Source organism: Rhodococcus sp. 11-3 (assembly GCF_023704055.1).
GTDB lineage: Bacteria > Actinomycetota > Actinomycetes > Mycobacteriales > Mycobacteriaceae > Rhodococcus > Rhodococcus aetherivorans.
The window spans coordinates 2,837,348-2,861,370 of record NZ_CP080406.1; the positions used below are offsets into that span (position 1 = coordinate 2,837,348).

20 protein-coding genes and 6 tRNA genes are annotated in these 24,023 nt (G+C 71.7%); 11 read left to right on the plus strand and 15 right to left on the minus strand.

The features are described from left to right. Positions 1 to 38 precede the first annotated feature (38 nt). From KZJ41_RS13525 to KZJ41_RS13540, 4 genes are all read right to left on the minus strand, one after another. Positions 39 to 1,277, minus strand: a complete 1,239-nt coding sequence (locus KZJ41_RS13525) for a ribonuclease D (RefSeq protein WP_006938094.1) — start codon at positions 1,275 to 1,277, stop codon at positions 39 to 41. A gap of 119 nt (positions 1,278 to 1,396) precedes the next feature. Next, entirely contained in the window at positions 1,397 to 2,773 is a 1,377-nt protein-coding gene (locus tag KZJ41_RS13530; RefSeq protein ID WP_006938093.1) for a wax ester/triacylglycerol synthase family O-acyltransferase, read from the minus strand. Between the two features lie 119 nt (positions 2,774 to 2,892). Then, the gene (locus KZJ41_RS13535; protein WP_029543440.1) at positions 2,893 to 4,305 is read right to left on the minus strand and encodes a wax ester/triacylglycerol synthase family O-acyltransferase; all 1,413 of its coding nucleotides are present in this window, start codon (positions 4,303 to 4,305) and stop codon (positions 2,893 to 2,895) included. Positions 4,306 to 4,381: 76 nt separating this feature from the next. Beyond that, a complete protein-coding gene (locus tag KZJ41_RS13540; protein WP_006938090.1) occupies positions 4,382 to 4,957 on the minus strand; it encodes a DUF3000 domain-containing protein in 576 nt (191 codons plus the stop codon). A gap of 116 nt (positions 4,958 to 5,073) precedes the next feature. Here KZJ41_RS13540 and hemE point away from each other — a divergent pair, with 116 nt between their 5' ends. From hemE to hemQ, 3 genes are read left to right on the plus strand one after another with little or no spacing between them, the layout of a single operon-like run. Then, positions 5,074 to 6,171, plus strand: coding sequence for a uroporphyrinogen decarboxylase (gene hemE / locus KZJ41_RS13545; RefSeq protein WP_043798170.1), 1,098 nt, complete (start codon positions 5,074 to 5,076; stop codon positions 6,169 to 6,171). Beyond that, positions 6,168 to 7,532: a protoporphyrinogen oxidase gene (locus tag KZJ41_RS13550; RefSeq protein ID WP_251550893.1), complete on the plus strand. Its 1,365-nt coding sequence runs from the start codon at positions 6,168 to 6,170 to the stop codon at positions 7,530 to 7,532. The genes hemE and KZJ41_RS13550 overlap by 4 nt, the downstream gene beginning before the upstream one ends. A gap of 5 nt (positions 7,533 to 7,537) precedes the next feature. Further along, entirely contained in the window at positions 7,538 to 8,233 is a 696-nt protein-coding gene (gene hemQ / locus KZJ41_RS13555) for a hydrogen peroxide-dependent heme synthase (protein ID WP_006938082.1), read from the plus strand. Between the two features lie 49 nt (positions 8,234 to 8,282). Here hemQ and KZJ41_RS13560 read toward each other — a convergent pair whose 3' ends face one another. Continuing rightward, on the minus strand, positions 8,283 to 9,227 hold the full coding sequence (locus KZJ41_RS13560; RefSeq protein ID WP_043798166.1) for a lactate dehydrogenase: 945 nt from the start codon (positions 9,225 to 9,227) through the stop codon (positions 8,283 to 8,285). A 147-nt stretch (positions 9,228 to 9,374) separates the two neighbouring features. Here KZJ41_RS13560 and KZJ41_RS13565 point away from each other — a divergent pair, with 147 nt between their 5' ends. After that, positions 9,375 to 11,660, plus strand: a complete 2,286-nt coding sequence (locus KZJ41_RS13565; RefSeq protein WP_081636981.1) for a molybdopterin-dependent oxidoreductase — start codon at positions 9,375 to 9,377, stop codon at positions 11,658 to 11,660. A 90-nt stretch (positions 11,661 to 11,750) separates the two neighbouring features. Here KZJ41_RS13565 and KZJ41_RS13570 read toward each other — a convergent pair whose 3' ends face one another. Next, a complete protein-coding gene (locus KZJ41_RS13570; RefSeq protein WP_029543449.1) occupies positions 11,751 to 12,716 on the minus strand; it encodes an L-lactate dehydrogenase in 966 nt (321 codons plus the stop codon). A 66-nt stretch (positions 12,717 to 12,782) separates the two neighbouring features. Here KZJ41_RS13570 and KZJ41_RS13575 point away from each other — a divergent pair, with 66 nt between their 5' ends. Then, positions 12,783 to 13,508 carry an HAD family hydrolase gene (locus KZJ41_RS13575; protein WP_006938076.1) on the plus strand — a complete coding sequence of 242 codons (726 nt, stop codon included), beginning with the start codon at positions 12,783 to 12,785 and terminating at the stop codon, positions 13,506 to 13,508. Here KZJ41_RS13575 and msrB read toward each other — a convergent pair. From msrB to KZJ41_RS13590, 3 genes are read right to left on the minus strand one after another with little or no spacing between them, the layout of a single operon-like run. Further along, complete coding sequence (gene msrB / locus KZJ41_RS13580) at positions 13,471 to 13,899, minus strand: peptide-methionine (R)-S-oxide reductase MsrB (protein ID WP_037201669.1); 429 nt, start codon at positions 13,897 to 13,899, stop codon at positions 13,471 to 13,473. The two genes, KZJ41_RS13575 and msrB, sit on opposite strands and share 38 nt — an antisense overlap. 10 nt (positions 13,900 to 13,909) lie before the next feature. After that, on the minus strand, positions 13,910 to 15,217 hold the full coding sequence (locus KZJ41_RS13585) for a glycosyltransferase family 87 protein (protein ID WP_006938070.1): 1,308 nt from the start codon (positions 15,215 to 15,217) through the stop codon (positions 13,910 to 13,912). Between the two features lie 46 nt (positions 15,218 to 15,263). Continuing rightward, positions 15,264 to 16,820: an alpha/beta hydrolase gene (locus KZJ41_RS13590; protein ID WP_180987016.1), complete on the minus strand. Its 1,557-nt coding sequence runs from the start codon at positions 16,818 to 16,820 to the stop codon at positions 15,264 to 15,266. A gap of 153 nt (positions 16,821 to 16,973) precedes the next feature. Between KZJ41_RS13590 and zapE the strand changes: the two genes are divergently transcribed. After that, positions 16,974 to 17,990 carry a cell division protein ZapE gene (gene zapE / locus KZJ41_RS13595; protein ID WP_029543454.1) on the plus strand — a complete coding sequence of 339 codons (1,017 nt, stop codon included), beginning with the start codon at positions 16,974 to 16,976 and terminating at the stop codon, positions 17,988 to 17,990. Between the two features lie 43 nt (positions 17,991 to 18,033). On the opposite strand, the gene KZJ41_RS13600 is transcribed toward zapE, so the two are convergent. Continuing rightward, the gene (locus KZJ41_RS13600; protein ID WP_006938062.1) at positions 18,034 to 18,594 is read right to left on the minus strand and encodes a GNAT family N-acetyltransferase; all 561 of its coding nucleotides are present in this window, start codon (positions 18,592 to 18,594) and stop codon (positions 18,034 to 18,036) included. Positions 18,595 to 18,960: 366 nt separating this feature from the next. On the opposite strand from KZJ41_RS13600, the gene KZJ41_RS13605 reads away from it, so the two are divergent. Further along, on the plus strand, positions 18,961 to 19,470 hold the full coding sequence (locus tag KZJ41_RS13605) for a hypothetical protein (RefSeq protein WP_006938061.1): 510 nt from the start codon (positions 18,961 to 18,963) through the stop codon (positions 19,468 to 19,470). Between the two features lie 55 nt (positions 19,471 to 19,525). On the opposite strand, the gene KZJ41_RS13610 is transcribed toward KZJ41_RS13605, so the two are convergent. The 5 genes from KZJ41_RS13610 to KZJ41_RS13630 all read right to left on the minus strand — a co-directional run bounded on the left by KZJ41_RS13610 (position 19,526) and on the right by KZJ41_RS13630 (position 19,988). Continuing rightward, positions 19,526 to 19,600: transfer RNA gene (locus KZJ41_RS13610), tRNA-Val, on the minus strand. Between the two features lie 6 nt (positions 19,601 to 19,606). Beyond that, positions 19,607 to 19,682: transfer RNA gene (locus KZJ41_RS13615), tRNA-Gly, on the minus strand. A 61-nt stretch (positions 19,683 to 19,743) separates the two neighbouring features. Further along, positions 19,744 to 19,818 (minus strand) — tRNA-Val (locus KZJ41_RS13620). Position 19,819: 1 nt separating this feature from the next. Then, positions 19,820 to 19,890, minus strand: a tRNA-Cys gene (locus KZJ41_RS13625). A gap of 25 nt (positions 19,891 to 19,915) precedes the next feature. Continuing rightward, a tRNA-Gly gene (locus KZJ41_RS13630) sits at positions 19,916 to 19,988 on the minus strand. 305 nt (positions 19,989 to 20,293) lie between these two features. On the opposite strand from KZJ41_RS13630, the gene KZJ41_RS13635 reads away from it, so the two are divergent. The 4 genes from KZJ41_RS13635 (at position 20,294) to KZJ41_RS13650 (ending at position 23,908) form a co-directional block, all read left to right on the plus strand. Further along, positions 20,294 to 20,365, plus strand: a tRNA-Val gene (locus KZJ41_RS13635). Between the two features lie 168 nt (positions 20,366 to 20,533). Next, on the plus strand, positions 20,534 to 21,100 hold the full coding sequence (locus KZJ41_RS13640; RefSeq protein ID WP_050035141.1) for a DUF742 domain-containing protein: 567 nt from the start codon (positions 20,534 to 20,536) through the stop codon (positions 21,098 to 21,100). Between the two features lie 181 nt (positions 21,101 to 21,281). After that, positions 21,282 to 23,363, plus strand: a complete 2,082-nt coding sequence (gene thrS, locus KZJ41_RS13645; protein WP_043798154.1) for a threonine--tRNA ligase — start codon at positions 21,282 to 21,284, stop codon at positions 23,361 to 23,363. Then, on the plus strand, positions 23,360 to 23,908 hold the full coding sequence (locus KZJ41_RS13650; RefSeq protein ID WP_006943832.1) for an HIT domain-containing protein: 549 nt from the start codon (positions 23,360 to 23,362) through the stop codon (positions 23,906 to 23,908). Before thrS ends, KZJ41_RS13650 begins: the two co-directional genes overlap by 4 nt. The last annotated feature ends 115 nt before the right edge of the window (positions 23,909 to 24,023 follow it).

The window sequence follows — 24,023 nt, forward strand, 5'->3', positions numbered from 1 at the left end:
GCGACCGTGGGTCCGCGGGTCGGGACGGTGGGAACGGGTCAGTCCGCGGTCAGCGCCTTCGCCAGGCGCGGCGCCGTCAGCTCCCGCTGCCAGGGCCGTGCCCCGTCGGTGGCGAACCGTTCCTCGATGTACGCGACGACGTCGGTATCCGCCGACACCCGCCACTCCCAGCACAACCGGCGCACCAGTTCGGGGCCGACGAGATTCTCCACCGGCACCTGGACCTGCTCGCTGAGCTCGGCGAGCGCGGCACGGGCCGCGGTGAGCCGCGCGGCGGCGTCGGGATCGTGCCGGGCCCAGCGGTTGGCCGGCGGCGGGCCGGTGAACGGCTGTGTAACGGGTGGCAGCTCCGATTTCGGCAGCGCCCGGGCCCGCTCGATCGCTCCCAGCCACACCCGCGACGACCGGCGCTGCCGCGGCCCCCCGAAGACCGGCAGGGCGCGCAGCTCGTCGACGGTACGGGGGGCGGCCTCGGCTGCGGCGACGATCGCGGAGTCCGGCAGCACCCGGCCCGGGGCGATGTCCCGGCGTGCCGCGAGTTCGTCTCGCGCCGTCCACAGCTCGCGCACGATCGCGAGCCGCCGCGGATCCTTGAGGGTGTGGATGCGGGAGGTGCGGCGCCAGCGGTCGGGCTTGGGGGCCGGAGGCCCGGCGCGACGGATGTGCTCGAACTCCTGCGCGGCCCACTCCGACTTGCCCTGCTGCTCGAGCTCGGCCGCCATCGCGTCCCGCAGCTCGACGAGGATCTCGACGTCGAGAGCCGCATAGTTCAGCCAGGCGTCGGGGAGCGGCCGGGTGGACCAGTCGGCCGCCCCGTGGCCCTTGCGCAGCTCGAAACCGAGGGTGCGTTCGACGATGGCGGCCAGCCCCACCCGATCGAAGCCGGCGAGACGCCCGGCCAGTTCGGTGTCGTAGAGCACCGCGGGCCGCAGGCCCAGCTCGTCGAGGCCGGGCAGGTCCTGGTCGGCGGAGTGCAGCACCCACTCGAGATCGTTGATCGCCGCCGCGAGCGGCGCGAGCGCGTCGGCCGTCGGGATCGGGTCGAGCAGCACCGTGCCGGCGCCGGCGCGACGCAGCTGCACCAGATAGGCGCGCGCGGAGTACCGGAAGCCCGAAGCCCGCTCGGCGTCGACGGCGAGCGGCCCGCTGCCCGCGGCGAGCGCTTCCGCCGCCGCGGCCACCCCGGCTGCCGTGGTGACGACCTCGGGGACGCCGTCACGCGGGGTCAGCAGCGGGACCGTCGCCCCTGCGGGCTCGTGTTCGTTGGCTACCGACATGGTTCGTGACTCTATCCGGGTGGCGGTGGTCTGGGCGTCGACCCGGTCAACCGCGCGGTCGACGTGCCGATTCCCGGTGTGACGAGTGGCACACGACCGCGCGGGCTGCTGCGCGGATTCTACGGTGCGGTGTCGAGTTCGTCGAGCGCCGAAGGGAAGGCGTCGACGAGCGCCCAGACGTCGGGAACAAGTTCGGGGCACGTGAGCACGCCGACATCGAGCGCGCCGTCCAACGACATCACGGTGATGTTGAGTCCGACCCCGTGGAAGATCGGTCCCAGCGGGTACATGGCCCGGATCCGGGCCCCGAGGAAGTACAGGGGCATCGCAGGGCCGGGCACGTTCGAGACCACCAGGTTGTGGACCACGGGGTGGCGTTCCGCGAGCCGCAGCGACGCGTACGTGCGCATCGCTGCGCCGAACACCGCGGGCGCCATGAACTGCGTCCAGTCCTGCAGCAGGCTTGCGCCCAGGGCCGAATTATGTTCTTTGGCACAGGCATTCGCATCCGCGATCGCGTGCAGTCGCTCGATCGGATCGGCGATGTGGGTGTGCAGGCTCGCGAACATCGGCGAGACCTGGTTGCGTCCGGGCCGGTCCGACTTGCCGCGCACCGACACCGGGACCATGCCGATCAGCGGGGAGTCGGGGAGCTCGTCGCGGTCGGCGAGGTAACGGCGCAGCGCACCGGCGCACACGGCCATGACCACGTCGTTGACCTTCACCCCGTGCTCGTCCTTCACGGACTTGACCCGGCCCAGGTCGAACTGCGCGAATCCGACGCTGCGGTGGCCGGTGATCGTGCCGTTGAAGGAGGTGCGCGGAGCGGTGAACGGTGCCGGCATGGCCTCGCCGCGACGGGCCCGGGTGATCCACCGGGGCACCAGCTCCACGGTCTTGGGCAGCGCCCGCACCAGCCCCAGCGGGCGGGTGGCGACGTTGAACAGGCCGCCGAGGGCGATCCCGAGCGCCGAGCCGCCGCCGGCCCCGTCGGTGACGGGCTCGGGCCGTGGCGCGTCCGGTTCGAGGCTGCACAGCTGCGCCACGAGGTCCGCGCCGGTGACGCCGTCGGCGCCGGCGTGGTGGATCTTCGTCATCACCGCGACCGATCCGTCCTCGAGGCCCTCGATCACCACCATCTCCCACAGCGGCCGGGAGCGGTCGAGCGGCTGTGCGGCGATGTGCCCGCACAGGTCCGCGAGCTCCTCCCGGCGCCCGGGCGCCGGGACCGCGACCCGGTGCAGGTGGCGGTCGAGGTCGAAGTCCGGATCGTCCACCCATACCGGATGGTCGAGGTTGAACGGGCTGTCGGCGATCTTCTGGCGGAACAACGGTACGGCCGTGAGGCGGGCCGCGAGTTCCGCGCGCAGTGCCTCGTAGCGGTACCCGTCCGGAACGGTCGTCGTGTCGAGGACGATCAGTCCGCACACGTGCAGCAGCTGCGTCGGCGTCTCGAGGTACAGGAATCCGGCGTCGAGGCCGCTGAGTCGATGCATGGCCACATTCTAGAACAGGTTCTAGTATCGGCGGGGGAAGCCTGGTCCACCTGCCCGAGCGGGTCTTCGTCGCCCCGGCGGTCCGGAACCCGTTCCCCGGGCGCCGCGACGGGCGCCGGTCAGCTCGGCGCGGCGAGCGGGGCCGGCGGAGCGCCCGGCACCCGGTCGGCCAGCTCCGCGAGAGCAGCCGGGAAGCCGTCGGCCAGCCGCCACAGGTCCGGCAGCAGGTCGGGGCACGACTGCAGACCGAAGTGCAGGCCGCCGTCGAGCGACAGGACGGTGATGTTCAGGCCCGCGCCGTGGTAGATCGGCCCGAACGGGTACAGCGCGGTGATCCGCGCGCCGAGGTAGTACAGCGTGTCCGTCGGCCCGGGGATGTCGGAGACCACGAGATTGTTCAGCACCGGGAGCACGTTGGGCAGCCGCAGCGCCGAATACAACCGCAGGGCCGCCCCGAACGCCGCGCCCGGAGCCACCTGGCCCCAGCTGCCGAGCAGGTCGGGGTCGAAGGTGGCGTGGTGGGCCTTGGCCGCAGTCTCGTCCGCCGCGACGGCGTGCAGCCGCACGACGGGATCGGCGATCTCGGTGTGCAGCCGCCCCATCAGCACCGAAATCTGGTTGCCGGCGTCCCCCCGGGCGCGTCCGTGCACCGAGACCGGGACGGCGGCCACCAGGGGAGAGGCCGGCAGTTCGCCGCGGGCGGCGAGATATCGGCGCAGAACCGAGGCGCACAGGGCCAGCACGACATCGTTGACCGTGACGCCGAACGCGCGCTTGACCGCCTTCACGGCCGCGAAATCCAGCGTCACGAACGCGACGTTGCGACGGCCGGTGACGCGGCGGTTGAACGACGTCCGCGGCGCCGTGAGCGGCACCGCCATCGCCTCCCCTCGCCGCGCCCGGCCCACCCACCGGGGCACCATGGCCGCGCTGGACCGCACCGCGCGGGCGAGGTCCAGCGGCCGGGTGGCGAGATCGGCAACGCCGCCCGCGGCGACGGTCAGGCGGTTCGCCCCACCGACGCCGGGCGACTCGGGCCGCGGTGGCGGGGCGCCGGGTTCGCGGTCGCACAGCTGCGCCAGCAGGGTCGCCCCGGCGAGGCCGTCCACGACGGCGTGGTGGATGCGCGTCAGCACCGCGACCGAGCCGTCGGCCAGTCCCTCGAACACCGCGGTCTCCCACAGCGGCCCGGACCGGTCGAACCGCTGGGCGAAACGCTGCCCACAGAGCACGGCCAGTTCGGCCGCGGTGCCCGGGGGCGGCACGGTGAACCGGCGCACGTGCCGGCCGACGTCGAAATCGGGGTCGTCCACCCACACGGGATGGCCGGGATTGAGCCGGGAGTCGACCACTCGCCGGCGCAGCAGCGGCACCGCCGCAACGCGCGCCTCCAGGTCGGAGCCGAGCCGTTCGAAGGAGTAGCCGCCCGGCACGGTCGAGACGTCGAGCAGGGCCAAGCCGCCGATCTGCACGGGCAGCCCCGGCGAGTCGGTGTAGAGGAGCGCGGCGTCGAGCCCGCTGAGCCGACGCATGCCTCGATCATAGGACCGCGGGGTGCGCCGGTGCACCGCTCTCCGTGCCGTCGGCGACTCGGGACTCGGCGACGGCTCAGTGCTGCAGGCGCGTCACGCCCGCCGGGGGCAGGCCCGCCGCATACGCGAGCACCTCGCAGAACGCCTCCACGTGCGGTCCGAGCTCGCCGGACTGTGCGGTCCACGACGCCCGTAGCTCCAGCTGATGCGCCCGCGCCGGGCCGGCGATGTCGCCGAAGCGCACCGAACTCGTCGACGTCACGGTGCCGCCGAGCGCCGTCAGCGGCTCGCCGTGCGCGTCGAGCGCATCGACCAGCCAGCTCCAGGCCACCTCCGGCAGCAGCGGATCGGCAGCCAGGGTGGCGTCCACGTCGGCCTGGATGTAGGCGACGAGCCGCATGGTGCCGTTCCAGGCCTCGTCGCCCTCCGGGTCGTACAGCAGGATCAGCCTGCCGAACGCGTCGCCCTCCGATTGCTCGGGCACCAGGTCGGTGTCCGGATGGAGCACCTCCGCGCCCAGCGCATAGCTGTACGGAGCCAGCCGCTGCGGCGGCCGGATCGGACCCACCTCGATCTCCGGCCGCACGGTGGCCGCGTTCATCGAGTCGATGGCAGCGCGGAACTGGGCCGGCTCGGCGGGCGAGGTGGTCACGACAGCGGACGTTAGACCGGGTGACCGGGACCACGCGGGAGGCGCGCCGATTCCGGAGGGGTGGCCGGGCGTGGCAGCATGGGCAGCGACCCGTGCCCTTGGACGAACGAGGATCAATGACCGGCCTGGAGAACACGAACGTCGGCTCCACCCCGCGTGTGGATTACCCGACGCGGCGCCAGCTCCCGCAGGCGCCCCTGCTCGCCGCCGCGCGGGGACTCGAGCCGGCGCACCGGCCCGTGTGGTTCATGCGGCAGGCCGGCCGGTCGCTGCCGGAGTACCGCGAGATCCGGGCGAACATCGGCATGCTCGAGTCCTGCTTCGATCCCGAACTGGTCTGCGAGATCACCCTGCAGCCGGTGCGCCGGCACCGGGTGGACGCCGCGATCCTGTTCTCGGACATCGTCGTTCCGCTCAAGGCCGCCGGGATCGACCTCGACATCGTGGCCGGGACCGGACCGGTGATCGCGAACCCCGTGCGCACCGCGGCGGACGTCGCGAAGCTGCCCACCCTCGAACACGACGAGGTCGGTGCCGTCGCACGGGCGGTGGGGCTGCTCACTCGCGAACTCGGCGACGTCCCGCTCATCGGCTTCGCCGGGGCGCCGTTCACCCTCGCCTCCTACCTCGTCGAGGGCGGACCCAGCCGGAACCACGAGCGCACCAAGGCCCTCATGCACGCCGATCCGCGCACCTGGCACGCCCTGCTGGGGCGGCTCGCCGACATCACGATCGCGTTCCTGCAGGCTCAGCTGCACTCCGGCGTCGACGCGATCCAGCTGTTCGACTCGTGGGCCGGCGCGCTGTCGCTGGCCGACTACCGCGAATTCGTGCTGCCCCATTCGGAACGCGTGTTCGCCGAGGTCGAGTCCGCCGGCGTGCCGCGCATCCACTTCGGTGTCGGCACCGGCGAACTGCTCGGCGCCATGGGCGAGGCCGGCGCCGATGTGGTCGGCGTGGACTGGCGGGTGCCGCTGGACGTCGCCGTCACCCGGGTGGGGGCCGGAAAAGCGTTGCAAGGCAATCTCGATCCCGCGATCCTGTTCGCCGGACCCGAGGTGGTCCAGGCCGAGGTGCGCCGCATCGTCGCCGAGGGTGACCGCGCCCGCGCCGCGGGGGCGACCGGGCACATCTTCAACCTCGGGCACGGCGTCCTGCCCGACACCGATCCGGACGTCCTCACCGCCGTCGTCGAACTGGTGCACTCGCTGTGAGCGGTGCAGGAGCACCGAGCGTCGCCGTCGTCGGCGGCGGCATCACCGGGCTCGTCGCGGCGTACCGGTTGCGTCGCCTGCTCGGCGCGCACGCCCGGATCATCCTCCTCGAGGGCTCCGAGCGGCTCGGCGGGAAGCTGCGCACCGTGCCGCTCGCCGGGGATCCGGTCGATGTGGGGGCGGAGGCGTTCATCGGCCGCCGCCCCGAGGTCCCCGCGCTGCTCGAGGAGCTGGGCCTGAGCGACCAGCTCGTGCACCCGTCCGGGGCCCGGCCGCTGATCTACGCCGGTGCCGCGCTGCATCCGCTGCCCAGCGGCACCCTGATGGGGATCCCCGCCGACGCCGGGTCGCTGACCGGTCTCGTCGACGCCGACACCCTTGCGCGGATAGCGGCCGAGCCCACCGTCCCGCTGTACTGGGACCGCGCCGGCGACGTCTCGGTGGCCGACCTGGTCGCCGACCGGTTCGGCGAGCAGGTGGTGCGCCGCTCCGTCGACCCCCTCCTCGGCGGCGTCTACTCCGGGCTCTCCGACACCGCGGGCGTGCGGGCCACCCTGCCGACCCTGGCCACAGCCCTCGACGCGGGTACCCCGAGCCTGAGCGAGGCGGTCACCCGTGCGCTGCCGGAGCCCTCGGACGCGCCGGTGTTCGGCACCCTGCGCGACGGCTACGGCACGCTGCTCGACGCGCTGGAGAAGGCCGCCGACGCCGAGATCCGGCACGCCGCCGCGAGCGGTCTGCGCCGCGCCGGCGGCCGCTGGAACCTCGACCCGATCGGACCCGTCGACGGTGTCGTACTCGCGGTGCCGGCCGACCGTGCCGCCGAGCTGCTCGCCGACGCCGTCCCGGCGGCGGCCGCGCAGGCGTCCCGGATCCCGCTCGCCTCGTCCGCGGTGGTGGCGCTGGCACTGCCGAGCGGTGCCGCGTTGCCGCAGAACTCCGGGATCCTCGTCGCCACCGGTGAGGACCTGTCCGCCAAGGCGTTCACCCTGTCGAGCCGCAAGTGGCCCCACCTGGCCGGGCGCGACGTCGCGCTGGCCCGCGCGTCGTTCGGCCGTTACGGCGAAGCCGCGATCGTCGACGCCCCCGACGACGAGCTGATCGCCCGCGCTCGCGCCGACCTCGCCACCGTCACCGGGGTCACCGACGAGCCCGTGGCCACGTTCGTCCAGCGCTGGCACGGCGGCCTGCCCCAGTACCGGGCCGGGCACCTCGACGTGGTCGCCGTCCTCGAGGACGCGATCGCTACCGTCGACGGCCTCGAGGTCGCCGGCGCGATGCTTCACGGCGTCGGAGTCCCCGCCTGTGTCGCATCAGGCACGACGGCCGCGACGCGGCTCGCTACGCGAGTGGCAGGATGAGCGGCATGGCACGTCTCGACTTCGACAAGCTCAACTCCACCCTCCGCTACGCGATGTTCTCGGTGTTCCAGGTCCGGCCCGGTGTCCTCGGCGAGGACCGCACCGCGGCGATCGAGGACGCGCAGAAGTTCTTCGCGTCCTTCGAGAACACCGATGTGATCGTCCGCGGCATCTACGACGTCGCCGGCGTCCGCGCCGACGCCGACTTCATGATCTGGACCCACGCCGAGCGGCTCGAGGATCTGCAGAAGCTCTACTCCGATTTCCGGCGCACCACCGTCCTCGGCCGCGCCAGCGCTCCGGTCTGGTCGAACGTCGCGCTGCACCGGCCGGCGGAGTTCAACAAGAGCCACGTCCCGGCCTTCATCGCCGGCGAGGACCCCGGCAACTACATTTGCGTCTACCCCTTCGTGCGGTCGTACGAGTGGTACCTGCTGCCCGACGCCGAGCGCCGCAAGATGCTCGCCGACCACGGCAAGGCCGGCCGTGGCTACCCGGACGTGCGCGCCAATACCGTCCCCGCGTTCGCGCTCGGCGACTACGAGTGGATCCTGGCGTTCGAGGCGCCCGAACTGGACCGCATCGTCGATCTCATGCGTGACCTGCGCGCCACCGAGGCCCGCATGCACGTCCGGGAGGAGACCCCGTTCTTCACCGGTCCTCGCGTCGACGTCGAGAAGCTGATCACCGCGCTGCCCTGACCCGCGCCGCGGCGCCGCCACCGGGGACGGCGCCGCAGCCCGGGCGTGCTCAGGCGGGCAGCCCCGCGATCCGCTCACCGATCCGTTTCGCCGCCTCGCGCAGCAGTTCCAGTTCCTCCGGTGTCAGGTCCAGCTCGACGATGCGCCGCACGCCGCGGCGCCCCAGGACCACCGGGAGACCGACGAACACGTCGCCGATGCCGTACTCGCCGTTCGGGCGCACCGTCGCCGACACGACCGTTCCCGAGTCGGCGACCATCGCCAGCACCATGTGCGCGGCGGCGGTGCCGGGACCGAAGAACGCGCTGCCGGACTTCAGCAGCCCCAGAACCTCCGCGCCCGAGGTGCGGGTGCGGTCGACCAGCTCGTCGAGGCGCGCGGCGTCGAGACGCGCGGCGATCTCCGGTGCCTGCGACAGCGGGATCACCATCTCCTCGCCGTGGCTCCCGAGCGCCACGGCGCCGAGCTCCCGCGCCGCCCCGGCCCCGTCCGCGGCGGCCAGCGCCCGGAACCGCCCCGCGTCGAGCAGCCCGGCCATGCCCAGCACCTGCTCCGCCGGCAACCCCGAGCTGCGCCACGCCTGGTACGTCATCTCGTCCAACGGGTTCGTCACCACGACGAGCACCACGTCGGGGGAGACCGCCGCCGCGCGCCCGGCCACGTCGCCGACGATCCGGGCGTTCGTCGCGGTGAGGTCGCTGCGACTCATCCCCGGCCGGCGGGCCTTGCCGGCGGTGATGATCACGTAGTCCGCGGGACCGGCCTCCTCCAGCGACACCGCCCCCCGTACCCGCGTCCCGGAGCCCGTCAGCGCGCCGGTGTGGGTCAGGTCCAGAGCGATCCCCGCCGCCAGGCCGGGTTCGACGTCGACGAGCACGACCTCGTCGAACACGTCCGCGTCGGCCAGGCGCATCGCCGAGATCATGCCGACGTGCCCGGCTCCGACCACCACCGCGCGGGCCGGGGCCCCGCCGGATTCGACACCTTCCGCCATCAACGCCTCCCTCTCGTCGGGTACGGCTGTCGCCGTCCGTCGATGCCCACGCTAGGTCCCCGGGCGCCGCTCGGCTCGCCGATCGGACGCTGCGCGCCCACTGGCAGACTGTGCCCCATGAGTTCTCGAGCCGTGCGACACCAGCACATGGCGCACTGGGGGATGTTCGAGGTCGAGACGGACGAGGGCGACGTCACCGCCGTGCACCCCTTCGAAGGCGACACCGATCCGTCGCCGATTCTCGCCAACGCCGTCGGCTCGGTGCGGCACCGGTCGCGCGTGGCCGGACCTGCGGTGCGCCGGGGCTGGCTCGAAGCAGGACCGGGCCCCAGCGACCGACGTGGGGTCGACGAGTTCGTCGCGGTGTCCTGGGACGAGCTGACCGAGCTGCTCGCCGGTGAGCTGCGGCGCGTGGTCGACACGCACGGCAACCGGGCGATCTTCGGCGGCTCGTACGGCTGGTCGTCGCCGGGCCGGTTCCACCACGCGCAGAGCCAGGTCCACCGGTTCCTGAAGATGCTCGGCGGTTACACCCGATCGGTGCACAGCTATTCGCTCGGCGCGACCGGCGTGATCATGCCGCGCGTGGTCGGCACGCACTGGAAGCTGTTCGCCCGCGCCACGAACTGGGACGTCATCGCCCGCGAGACCGACCTGATGGTGTGCTTCGGTGGGGTGCCGCTGAAGAACACGGCGGTCAACGACGGCGGCACCAGCCACCACCCCACCCGCGGCGCGCTCGACGCCCTGCGCGCCCGCGGCGGGACCGTGGTGTCGATCAGCCCCCTGCACGACGACCTGCACGGCGCCGCCGAGCGGCTCGCGCCCCGGCCCGGCACGGACGTCGCGGTCATGCTCGCCCTCGCCTACGTGCTCGCCACCGAGGACCTCGCCGACCGCGACTTCCTCGACCGCTACTGCGTCGGCTACGACCGGTTCGAGGACTATCTCCTCGGCCGCACCGACGGCGTCGCCAAGACCCCGCGGTGGGCAGCCGGCCTGTCCGGCCTGCCCGCCGAGGCCATCGCCGCGCTGGCCCGGCGCATGGCCGCGGGCCGCACCCTGATCACGGTCACCTGGTCGCTGCAGCGGGTCCGGCACGGCGAGCAGGCGCCGTGGGCGGGGGTGACCCTCGCCGCGATGCTCGGCCAGATCGGTCTGCCCGGCGGCGGCTTCGGGCACGGCTACGGCTCGATGAACGAACCCGGCATCGCGCCCGTCCCGTATCCGCTGCCGACCCTGTTCCAGGGCAACAACCCGGTCGACGACCTGATCCCGGTGGCCGCGATCTCCGACCTGCTGCTGCGGCCGGGGCAGGAGTACGACTTCGACGGCCGGCGCCTGACGTACCCCGACATCCGGCTCGTGTACTGGGCCGGCGGCAACCCGTTCCACCACCACCAGGACCTGGGCCGGCTGCGCCGCGCTCTGACCCGGCCGGACACGATCGTCGTGCACGACCCCTACTGGACCGCGACGGCCAAGCACGCCGACATCGTGGTGCCGTCCACCACGTCTCTCGAACGCGAGGATCTCAGCTGCACCCGCAACGACCCGCTGCTCGTCGCGATGCACGCCGCCGCCCCGCGATTCGCCGACGCCCGCGACGACTACGACACGTTCGCCGCCCTGGCGCACCGGCTCGGCTTCGGTGAGCGGTTCACGGAGGGTCGCAGCGCCCGCGAGTGGCTCGAGCACCTGTACGGGCAGTGGCGTGGCTTCGTTCTCGCCGACGAGAACCGCGTCGAGACACCGCCCGAGTTCGACGAGTTCTGGCGGCGCGGCCACGTGCGGATGCGCAGCGAGGACGGGCTCACCCTGTTCGAGGAGTTCCGTGCCGACCCGCAGCGCAATCCGCTGGGCACCCCCAGCGGGCGCATCGAGATCTTCTCCGCCGATATCGACGGCTTCGGATACGACGACTGCGCCGGGCATCCCGCCTGGTTCGAGCCGGAGGAGTGGCTCGGGGGCCCGCGGGCGCAGCATTACCCGCTGCACCTGATCGCGAACCAGCCGAAGACCCGCCTGCACAGCCAGCTCGACCACGGCGCCACCAGCCAGGCCTCGAAGATCCGCGGGCGTGAGCCGATCCGGATGCACCCGGACGACGCGGCGGCACGCGGCGTGGCGGCCGACGACGTTGTGCGGGTCTTCAACGATCGGGGCGCCTGCCTGGCCGGCGCCGTCCTCGACGACGGCCTGCTGCCCGGCGTGGTGCAGCTGGGCACCGGCGCCTGGTACGACCCCCTCGACCCGGCCGACCCCGGCTCGATGTGCGTGCACGGCAACCCCAACGTGCTCACCGCCGACATCGGCACGTCGCGTCTCGCACGCGGTTGCACGGGCCAGCACGTGCTCGTGCAGATCGAGCGCTTCGACGGGGAACTGCCGCCGGTCCGGGCCTTCGACCCGCCGGTGATCCGCACGCGCTGACCCTCCCGGCTTCCCGTGCGCCGAGCGAATGTATCGCTCGCTACCGCTACGGAGATCGACGATACATTCGCTCGGAGCCGGGCCCGGCGGTCACAGCCCCAGCGAGCGCTGCACCTCCCGCAGCGTCTGCGCCGACGCCCGCAGCCCGGCGGCCTCGTCGGGCGACAGCGGGATCTCGAGCACCCGGCCGGCCCCGCGGCCGTCGACGATCGTCGGCAGCGACAGGCACACCCCGTCGATCCCGTGCACGCCGCGCTGCAGCGTCGAGACCGGCAGCACCCGGTGCTGGTCCCTCAGCACCGCCTCCACGATCCGGGCGGTGGACAGGCCGATGGCCAGGTTGGTGGCCCCCTTGCCCAGGATGATCTCGTAGGCGCTGCGGACCACCCGCGTGGAGATCTGCTCCCGGATCGCGGCGTCGAACGCCGCCGCACCGTTCTCGTCCCGGTACTCCGTGGCCGGCACCCCGCCCACCGTCGCGCTCGACCACAGCGTGATCTCGGAGTCGCCGTGCTCGCCGACGATGAGGGCGTGCACGTTCTCCACCGCGATGCCGACGTGCTGCGCGACGAGGAAGCGCAACCGCCCGGAGTCGAGAACCGTGCCGGACCCGAGGATCTGTCCGGCGGGGGCGTCGGTCGCGCGGATCGCCGCATACGTCACCACGTCGACCGGGTTGCTGACGAACAGCACCACGGCGTCGGGGGAGAGCGCGAGGAGGGCGGGCGTGAGCTCCTGCACGATGCGCACGTTCGCCGCCGCCAGCTCGAGCCGTGACTGGCCCGGCTTCTGCTTGGCGCCCGCCGTCACGACGATCAGGTCGGAGCCGGCGGTGACGGCGAGGTCGTCGGCGCCGTCGATGCGGCACGCCGGGGCGAACTGGGTGCCGTGGTTCAGGTCGAGCACCTCGGCCCGCACCTTGTCGGTGTTCGGATCGAACAGGGCCAGCGAATCCGCGGAGCCACGGATCAGGCACGCGTAGGCGACGGCGGTGCCGACGCTGCCGGCACCGACGATCGAAACCTTGGACTTGCGGGACGCACGGGTCGTCGACATGGACTCGATCGTCGTCGCTCCGCGCTCGATCCGCAGCCCGACCCCGCGGCCGCTAGCCTTCGAACCATGAGCGTTCCACCGTTCGACGCCGTGCTGTTCGACTTCTCCGGCACGTTGTTCCGGCTCGAGGAGGACGAATCCTGGCTGGCCGACGTCACCGACGACCGGGGCCGACCGTTCGACGTGCACCGGCAGGCCGAGCTGATGCGCCGGATGACCGCCCCGACCGGCCAGCCCGTCGAGATGGATGCCGCCGAGCATCACGCCTGGATCAACCGCGACCGGGATCCCCGCTGGCACCGCGACGCCTACCTCACGGTGCTGCGCCGCTCCGGGGTCGCCGACGAGGAGCAGGCCCTCGGCCTGTACGCGAAGCTGACCGATCCGCGGTGCTGGACGGTGTACCCGGACACGGTCCCGGTGATCGAGGCCCTCGCCGGCGAGGGCCTCGCCGTGGCGGTGCTGAGCAACATCGCCTTCGACATCCGGCCGGCGTTCGCGGCGCTCGGCATCGACGACCTGGTGTCGGAGTTCGTGTTGTCCTTCGAGGTCGGCGCGGTCAAGCCGGAGCCGGAGATCTTCCGCCACGCCGTCGATGCGCTCGGTGTGTCCCCGGAGCGCACGCTGATGGTGGGCGACAGCGAGGAGGCCGACGGCGCGGCCCGACGCATCGGCTGCTCGTTCGCCCTCGTGGAGCCGCTGCCCACCGCCGAGCGTCGCCGGGGGTTGTGGCGGGCCCTGTTCGCGGCCGGCCTCAGTCCTTCGGAACCAGGCGCAGGGAGATCGAGTTGATGCAGTACCGCTGATCGGTCGGGGTCGGGTACCCCTCGCCCTCGAACACGTGCCCGAGGTGGCTGTGGCAGGACGCGCACAGTACCTCCACCCGGCGCATGCCGAGGGAGTCGTCGGACCGCAGGATCACCGCGTCGCTCGTCGCCGGATCGAAGAAGGAGGGCCACCCGCAGTGCGAATGGAACTTCTCGGTGCTGCGGAACAGTTCGGTCCCGCAGGCGCGGCACTCGTACACGCCCTCGGTCTCCGTGTCGGTGTACTCGCCGACGAAGGGCCGCTCGGTGCCGGCCTGCCGCAGCACCGCGTACTCCTCGGGGGTGAGGCGCGCGCGCCATTCGTCGTCGCTCAGGGACACCTTCGGCGCGGGTTCGGTCGGGACAGGGTCAGCCATGCGCTCCACGCTAGCCCTCACCACGGTTCGTCGCCACGAGCTCGGCCTGCGGCGCGGTCTTGCGTTCCGGCAACAGGAACGACGGCTCGATGCCGTCCGCCAGCCGGCCCTCCCGCCGGGCGGCCAGGTACCGGTCGAGCAGCACCGCGAAGATCACGATGAGCAGCAGCGACCAGCCGAACGTCGTCTTCATGTACTCGGCGGCGCGCCCGGCCTCCGGCCACCGCCCCGACAGCCAGCTGTCGTAGCTCATGAAGCCGTAGACCGCGAGCCACGCCGGCCAGTTCCGCATCACCGAGTTGGGCAGCACCACCGTCATCAGCAGCGGGAACAGCATCATCGAGTAGTACATCTGGCCGAGCGAACCGAGCAGGAACGACGCGGTGAGCAGCACCCCGGTGCTCGTGCCGACGAAGAACAGCTCGTCGTGGCGGCAGTACCGGTACAGCAGCCACAGCGAGACGACGACCATGACACCCAGCACGACGCGCAGCGCGAGGATCAACCACGCCGGCAGGCCGTAGTACATGCCGTTGCCGACGATCGCGCTGTTGAAGTAGTCGCGCGCCTCGAACAGGTACGGCGTGGTGCGCTCGACGAACGCCCACGCATCCACCGAGAGCGGCCACGCGACGAGCGTCAGTCCGAGGGGGACCGCCGCGGCGGTGGCGAACACCTTCCACTGCCGCCGCACGAACGGAATCAGCAGCAGCGGCGCGAGGATCGGTTTGACCGCGAACGTCAGCCCGATCGCGACGCCCGCCCACAGGTCGCGCCGCCGGAGCAGCAGCGCCAGGAAGGTGACCTCGCCGAGCAGGACGAGGCCGTTGATGTTGGTGAACACCAGGGTGTTCGTCACCGTCTCGGAGCTGAACGCCGCGAGCAGCAGGATCGGCGCGAGCACCGAGTCGAGGCCGTAGCCGAACATCCGCAGCAGCAGGTACAGCGCCACGATGATCGCGATCGCGTTGGCGATGATGAACAGCCACCGCGATCGCTCCGGGTCGATCACCGCGATCGGGGAGATCAGCAGGGTCCCGGACGGCGGGTACAGGTAGTGCGGGTCCACCCACTCGAAGTTCGCGGTGTACACGGGCCGGCGGTTGAGAAACGCCAGGGCCGCGTTGTAGACGGGGGTGAAATCGTCGGTGCGGAATCCGTTGACGGCCTTGACCGCCACACGGTGCAGCACCGTGAGCACGGCCAACGGCCACACAACGCACTTGACCACCTCCGCGGTGGTGCGGGCGGTGCGGGGCTCGAGGCGGCTGAGGAACACTACGGCACGGTACACCGGGAGCCGGTGGTGGCCACCCACCGTCCCCTCCTCGCGGCGCCGGGCCCGGGCCACGTCGGACGCGGGGTCACGCCGGGCACAGGCTGCCGTTCGGCGGTAGCGCACCGGTGTCGAGATACTCCGCCACCCGTGTCTGGATGCAGCCGGAGTGCAGGGCCGCGGAGTATCCGGCGCCCTGCCACGACAGCGCCGCCCACCGCGCCGAGACGGCGGTGAGGGCTCCGGTGACCGAGTCGAGCCCCGCGCTGCCGACGAGCGGGTCGGCGGCGCCCGTCGTCACCAGCACGGGCACGCGGACTTCCGCCGGCAGCGGCGGGGTCGGCATGCTCGGCCAGGCGCTGCACGCGGTGAGACCGATCGCCGCGTCGCCACCGAACAGTGGGTAGTTCGCCGACCACGTCCGCTGCAGTTCGGCGGCCCGTGCCGTCGTGGGCCACCGCTGCCCGTCGCTGCAGCGGGAGACGAACTGCCCGTCGGACAACAGCACGGCCTCGGCGGCTCCGACGAGCTCGAGCATCGGCGTCACGTCGCCCGCGCCGGCCGCGGACAGCGCGTCGGACAGCTCGCGGACCCGGGTCGGCGCGTCGCTGCGGGGAGTCCCCAGGAACCACGTCACCGCGGTGAGCAGGGAGTTCGACGACAGCGGGGCGAGCGTGCCGGCCGCGGCCCGGGCGTGCAGATCCTCGAGCGCGGCCCGCGGATCCGGGCCCAGCGAGCACGCCAGCGCAACGCACTGGCGGGCGAACGCGTCGACCGCCGACTCTGCGCCGCGCACCCGGCTCTCGGCGAGCATCTCGGCGTCGGCGGTGGCCGCGGCGGGGGAGTCGAGGACGAGACGGCCGAGGGTCGTCGGGTACTTCGACGCGTAGGCCAGGGCGACCGTGGCGCCGTTGCCGATGCCGAGCACACCGATCCGCTCGACCCCCCACGTGGTGCGCAGCTGCTCGAGATCGTCGGCGGCGTGGGCGGCCCCGAACAGCAGTTCCTGCGGCTGCAGGTAGTCGGTGCATGCGATGGTGGCCTGCCGGCCGAGCTCGGCGACCCGGTCGGGTCCGTCGCCGGTACGACCGAACTGTCCGTGGTCGGCCAGGGCGCGTCGGTCCGCTCCGAAGATGCACTCGATCGGCTGGGACGCACCGAGGCCGCGCCGATCCACCGCGACGACCGGCCGGGAGGCCACGAGCTCGGCGAGCGAGCCGGTCGACAGCGCGGCCAGCGCCCGGGTGGAGGGCAGGTCCGCCCCTGTCGTCATGACGAGCGGGGCCGCATCGGCGGGGGTCTGCGCCAGCCGGGCACGCAGCACGTCGAGGGGGAACGAGCCCGGCACGGTGCCCGCGGCGTCGATCGCGGCCGGAATCTGGGCGCACTCGAGGACGAGACCCGTCGGGCCCGGCGGCAGGGCCTGCGCGGCGAGGGTGTCGGCGGTGCAGTCGCGCCAGTCCAGGTCCCGGGCGGGCACCGGCAACTCGGGCGCGGCGGCCGGGTCCTCGCCGGTGGGGGTGGCCCGGCCGTCCGCCTCCTGCACCACGGCGACGTCGGGACGCACCGAGGGGCCCGCCCCGCACGCGGCGGTCATCGCTCCGAGCACGACGATGCCCATCGTGAGCACACCGGTTCTGCGCATGGGCACAGCCTGCCAGGTCGGTGCGGCGGGCCGCGCACGTGACCGGATCGTCCGATCCGCCGGACGTGACGATCAGGTGTACGTGATGTGAAGTAGGTCGCAATCTGCCCTCGGTGTACCGGTCGCCTCGAGCTCCGGCCCTACCCTGGAGAAATGCACGAACGTCTCGTCGATCGCAATCCCGTGGTGCCGTCCGACCAACTGGTGGCCCAGATGGTTCCGCCCGCGATGTTCGACGACGTGAGCTTCGCGTCCTACATTCCCGATCCGAACGAGCCGAGCCAGGCGACCGCCGTCCGGACGGCGGAGGAGTTCGCCCACAAGATCGCCAAGATCCGGGGCGGTGGCCGGCGCGGCCTGTTCGGCCGCAAGGCGCCGTCCACCGGCGCCGGGCTCTACCTCGACGGCGGCTTCGGCGTCGGCAAGACCCACCTGCTGGCCTCGATCTTCCACGCGGCGCCGTCGCCGAAGGCGTTCGGCACGTTCGTGGAGCTGACCCACGTGGTCGGCGCTCTCGGCTTCAACAAGGCCGTCGAGGAGCTGTCGAACCACAGCGTGCTGTGCATCGACGAGTTCGAGCTCGACGACCCGGGCGACACGATGCTGGTGTCCCGGCTGCTGACCGAGCTGTCCGCGCGAGGCGTGTCCATCGTCGCGACGTCCAACACCCTGCCCGGGCAGCTGGGGGAGGGCCGGTTCGCGGCGCAGGACTTCCTGCGCGAGATCAAGAAGCTCGCCGCCGTCTTCGAGACCATCCGTGTGGACGGCCCCGACTACCGGCACCGCGACCTGCCCCCGGCACCGGACCCGATCAGCTCCGAGGACCTGCTCGATCGAGCCGATGCGGTGGCCGGCGCCACCCTCGACGACTTCGACGAATTGTGCGCGCACCTGAGCACGCTGCACCCGTCGCGGTACGGCAAGCTCGTCGAGGGCGTTCCGGCGGTCTTCCTCAACGGGGTCCATCCCGCCCACGACCAGTCGGTGGCGCTGCGCCTGGTGGTTCTCGCCGACCGGCTCTACGATGCGAGCATCCCGGTGACCGTCGCCGGCGCGAAGCTGGACGAGATCTTCACCGCCGAGATGCTTGCCGGCGGCTACCGCAAGAAGTACCTGCGCGCGACGTCGCGCCTGCTGGCACTGTCGCGGTTCGAGACCGCGGCCAGCTGAGTCACGCTCCCGGCGGACGCCGCCGGGAGCGCAGGACCTCGCGTCAGAGGGTGCGTTGCATGACGTAGTCGTGGTGGGTCTGCGAGCCGACCTGGAACGTCCGCGTCCCCACGACCTCGAACTCGTTCTTGGCGTAGAACCGCCGGGCGCGTGAGTTCTGTTGGTTGACCCCCAGCCACAGCCCCCGGCAGCCGGTCGCCCGGGCGTGGTCGACGATGGCAGCCATCAGTGCCGCCGCAACACCGGTGCCGTGCTTGCCCGGGAGCACGTAGAGCTTGCTGATCTCGGTGGTCGGCAGCGCCGTCACGGCTTCGCGGACCGCCGGGTCGGCCGGTTCGGCATCGATTGCCATGAGGTAGCCCACGATCTCGCCACCGACCGTCGCCTTGAGGACGATGCGGGTCGGGTCGGTGAGGTACTCGCTGAACCGTTCCGCGGACAGGGTCTCGTCGATGAAGGCGGCGATGTCCTCCTGGGAGGCATCGGACGGGCAGGCCAGGGGGAATGTGGTGGCCGCGACGTCGGCGATGGTCTCGGCATCCCAGATCCCGGCCTGCTCGACGGAGACGTTCGCGGTGGATTCCTCGAGTGACGGCGTTGGCATAGCAACCAGTAGATCACTCGGCGCTCCGCCGCGGCGACGCTCGGGGGACGGAGCACGCCCGAGGTCCGGAAATGGCTGAACCCCAGCCTTGGATGGGGGGTCATGGCTGGGGTTCATTACCATCGGGGGGATGGCACCTCCGACGATACATGAGGGATTCCTCAGGTTCCAGCCGGGTGGGTCACGGTTCGGTCACGCGCCGGTTACCGGGGTGGTTGCCTTCTGCGAGCCGACGCTCTACTGTGGGCTCTCATGAAGCGCGTACTCGTAGTTCACCGCCGTAGCGGGGTCTGATTCGGACCGACCCCTCGCTGCGGGTCGTTGAGCTACCTGTCGGTCCTTCCTTCGCGCGGAAGACCTCCTTCGATGAACGCCTTCACCTCCACCGCTCTGATTCCTGCCGCCGGCTGCACGGACACTCCCCGCTCGGCGCCGATCGATCCCTTCGCCGCACGCTACGGTCGGTTCCTGCCGCGCGAGCTGCGCGCCGAGTCCGCCGGCATGAGCTGGGCCGAGTTCACCGCCACCTATGCGCCGCAGCACGGGCCCGTGCGGCTCGGTGGCTGGTACGCCGAGGCTGCGCGCGCCGGCCGCTGCAACTACGAGGCCACCTTCGGCGTGGGGGAGACCATCCACACCGCCGCGGCGACCGCCACCGGCCCGGTGTCTGCGATGACCGCCATGATGCACACCCTCGGGATGCCGCTCGAGATCCTCTCCTTCCACCAGTTCGACCTCGGTGACACCCACGCGACATTCCTGCTGTGCGAGGCGGACGGCCGCCGGCTCTGGAGCATGGGAATCGCGGCGACCGGGACCGAATCGGCACTGCGCGCGATGACCGCCGGCGCCAACCGGCTGCACGCCTCCCGTTGACGGGGTGGCGATACGGCGAAGGCCCTCCCGGTCGGGAGGGCCTTCGCCGTGTGGATGGTGCGCGATACTGGGATTGAACCAGTGACCTCTTCCGTGTCAGGGAAGCGCTCTCCCGCTGAGCTAATCGCGCGGGTGGTGGAGCGGATGACGGGATTCGAACCCGCGACCCTCACCTTGGCAAGGTGATGCGCTACCAGCTGCGCTACATCCGCATGTGCACCTCTCTTCCCGGTGGCCGGGGTCGAGAAGTGCGGGGTGAAACCTGGTCGATCGTGGTGCGCGATACTGGGATTGAACCAGTGACCTCTTCCGTGTCAGGGAAGCGCTCTCCCGCTGAGCTAATCGCGCGAGGTGGAGACGGGAATCGAACCCGTGTGCACGGCTTTGCAGGCCGTTGCCTCACCACTCGGCCACTCCACCGTAAAAGGTCGAGTCCAACCTCTCGAGCGGATGACGGGATTCGAACCCGCGACCCTCACCTTGGCAAGGTGATGCGCTACCAGCTGCGCTACATCCGCATCGCACCGTCCGGCGTCGTGCTCTCCGTGGTGCGGTTGAGAACATTAGCCGACCATCGTCAGAACACACAAATCTGCAGGTGAGGGCGCGGACGAGGCGTCCTCGTGGGTCGTGAGGGCCCTCACCGGCGCCGGCGTGCGGGCTCCGGCGGATCCGGCGTGCGCGGCACGGGCTCCCGCGCCGGGGCCGATGGCGGTGCGCCCGGCCTCCGTCGCCACCGAAAACGGGGGTCGACCAGGCGATTCGTGTTCACCCGGTGGGCGTGTTAATGTTCCTTCTCGTTCGAGCCGCTGCGAAGCGGCCCGGTCCCGTGGCTCAGTGGAAGAGCGTCCCGTTCACACCGGGGAGGTCGCTGGTTCGATCCCAGCCGGGACCACAGCACCGACGAAGGGCACCCCCACGGGGGTGCCCTTCGTCGTTTCGGGCGCGGCTCGATGCGCGCCCGGACGGAACAGCCGTCGGCGGAGCGGTCGTGACCTGCGCGTTCATCGGACCGCACTGCGCAGATGGCAGGATTGCGGTCGGTGTGAGGAGGATGCGGCTGATGAGTGTCGCCGACAACAACTGGCCCCTGGTCGGGGCCACAGGAGCACGATTCGGATCTGCCGGCCGACGGCGGAAGGACCGCCCGGCCCCGGCCCCCGGCGCGACCGACCGGCACGAGGCCACGCCCGCGGTGGACCCGCCGGCGACGGGTGCCTTCGCGACCGTCGCCGCCCCGGCGTCGACCCCGATGCCCGCCGCCGTGACCGCGGTCCCGAGGGAAGAGGAGCCGAGCGGGGCGCAGCCGTCGTTCGTGCGGCCCTTCGTGCGCAGCCAGGGACGGACCCGCGCCGAGGTGGATCTCCCGCTCGAGGTCCTCGTCTCGGCCGTGCCCGACGCCGTGGGAGCCGCGGGCCTCGAAGAACACCGCACCATTCTGGCGCTGTGCGCCGAACCCCGCTCCATCATGGAGATCGCGGCTCTGGCCAAGCTGCCCCTGGGGGTCGCGCGGGTCCTGGTGGGCGACCTCGCCGCCACCGGGGAACTCACCGTCCACCGGACCGTCGACGGGGTCGGCCCCGACGCCCAGCTCCTGTCGCGGGTTCTCGGCGGACTGCGCCGCCTGTAGCCTGCACCGCTCCAGCCTGCACCGCCCCAGCCTGCACCGCTCCGGCCCGCACCGCCCCGGCGGTGCCCGGGTGAACGGGCGACCGGGGTGGTGTCGATAGCATGGTCTGGTTGCCGACGCGTGGCATGCCCCGCGGCGTCGGTGCACCCATCACCGGCACGAGCCCGAGGAGCCCACCACAGTGACGACGCCCGCATCCGTAGACCCAGCCGTGCTCGTCCGGGTGCCCGCGGGGACCACTGCCGGTGCCGCCCTCCGGGAGGCCGGCCTACCCAACAGCGGACCCGACGCGATCGTCGTGGTCCGCGACGGCGAGGGCCGGCTGCGCGACCTGTCGTGGACGCCGGAACAGGACACCGAGATCGAGCCGGTCGCCGCCGGTACCGAGGACGGCCGCTCCGTCATCCGGCACTCCGCGGCACACGTCCTCGCCCAGGCCGTGCAGCAGGAGTTCCCGGAGGCCAAACTGGGCATCGGGCCCCCGATCAAGGACGGCTTCTACTACGACTTCCAGGTCGACCGACCCTTCACCCCGGAGGACCTCGCGAAGCTCGAGAAGCGCATGAAGCAGATCGTCAAGGGCGCGCAGCGGTTCTCCCGCCGCGTCGTCGAGAACCTGGACGACGCACGCGAGGAACTGAAGAACGAGCCGTTCAAGCTCGAACTGATCAGTGAGAAGTCGGCCGGCAACAGTTCCCTCGACGAGGACCCCGAGATCATGGAGGTCGGCGGCGCGGAACTGACGATCTACGACAACCTCAACCCTCGGACGGGCGAGAAGATCTGGGGCGACCTGTGCCGCGGCCCGCACATCCCCACCACCAAGTACATCCCGGCGTTCAAGCTCACCCGCAGCTCCGCCGCCTACTGGCGCGGTGACCAGGACAACGCCGGCCTGCAGCGCATCTACGGCACCGCGTGGGAATCCCCGGAGGCACAGGAGCGCTACCTCGAGCTGCTCGCCGAGGCCGAGCGCCGCGACCACCGCAAGCTCGGCAACGAGCTCGACCTGTTCAGCTTCCCCGACGAGCTCGGTTCCGGTCTGCCGGTGTTCCACCCCAAGGGCGGCATCATCCGCCAGGAGATGGAGAACTACTCGCGCCGGCGGCACGTCGAGGCCGGCTACGAGTTCGTGTACTCCCCGCACATCACCAAGGGGCACCTCTACGAGGTGTCCGGTCACCTCGACTGGTACCGCGACGGCATGTTCCCGGCGATGCACATCGACGAGGAACTCAACGAGGACGGCACCGTGCGCAAGCCGGGCCAGGACTACTACCTCAAGCCGATGAACTGCCCGATGCACAACCTCGTGTTCCGTTCCCGCGGCCGCTCCTACCGGGAGCTGCCGCTGCGGCTCTTCGAGTTCGGCTCGGTCTACCGGTACGAGAAGTCCGGCGTCGTCCACGGCCTGACCCGGGTGCGCGGTATGACGCAGGACGACGCGCACATCTACTGCACCCGCGAGCAGATGCGCGACGAGCTGACCACGACGCTGAACTTCGTCCTCGACCTGCTGAGGGACTACGGCCTCGAGGACTACCACCTGGAGCTGTCGACGAAGAACCCCAAGAAGTTCGTCGGCGACGACGTCCTGTGGGAGGAGGCCACCGACACGCTGCGCGAGGTGGCCGAGGGCTCCGGGCTCGATCTCGTGCCGGACCCGGGTGGCGCCGCCTTCTACGGGCCGAAGATCTCCGTCCAGGTGCAGGACGCGCTCGGGCGCAGCTGGCAGATGTCGACGATCCAGCTCGACTTCAACCTGCCCGAGCGGTTCGAGCTCGAATACACCGGTCCCGACGGCAGCAAGCATCGGCCGGTGATGATCCACCGGGCCCTGTTCGGCTCGATCGAGCGCTTCTTCGGCGTGCTCACCGAGCACTACGCCGGCGCCTTCCCGGCGTGGCTCGCCCCCGTGCAGGTCGTCGGGATCCCCGTCGCGGAGGCCTTCGAGGATCACCTGTTCGACGTCACCCGGCAGCTGAAGGCGGCCGGGGTGCGTGCGGAGGTCGACACCAGCGACGACCGGATGCAGAAGAAGATCCGCAACCACACCACGCAGAAGGTGCCGTTCATGCTGCTCGCGGGCGAGCGTGACGTCGAGGCCGGGGCGGTCAGCTTCCGGTTCCGGGACGGCACCCAGGTCAACGGTGTGCCCGTGGCCGACGCGATCCGTCTGGTCACCGAGTGGATCGGACGGCGGGAGAACGCCTCGCCCACCGCGGAGCTCGTCGCTCCCGTCGACCGGGGCGGCGCCGCGTGAGCGGCGACTGCTCCGACGACGCCCTCGTCGATCGCGGTGCCGGAGAACCCGACCACCTGCAGCGGCTGTGGTCCCCGCACCGGATGTCGTACATCGCGGAGGCACCGCGATCCAAGGAGGCGCCGTACGAGCCCTTCACGGACATCCCGAAGATGCGGGACGAGGAGGGTCTCGTCGTCGCGCGCGGCGAGCACGTGTACGCGGTGCTCAACCTGTACCCGTACAACCCCGGTCATCTGATGGTCGTGCCGTACCGCCGGGTCGCCAACCTCGAGGACCTGACCCCCGAGGAGAGCACCGAGTTGATGGCATTCGCGCAGCGGGCGATCCGGGTCATCAAGAGCGTCTCGCGGCCGCACGGCTTCAACGTGGGCCTCAACCTCGGGGCCGCCGCCGGCGGCTCGCTCGCCGAACACCTGCACCTGCACGTGGTGCCGCGGTGGGGCGGCGACGCCAACTTCATCACCGTCCTCGGCGGCGCCAAGGTCATGCCGCAGCTGCTGCGGGACACCCGCGCGTTGCTCGCGGCGGCCTGGAACGAGTGACGCCGCACCGGGCCCCGGCCCCGGTGTCCGTCGCCGCCCCCGCCTGTATGTTTGTCGCCGTTCGCGGGCGTGGCAGGATCGTGTCCCGGACGCAACGGTGTGAACGGAAGACGGG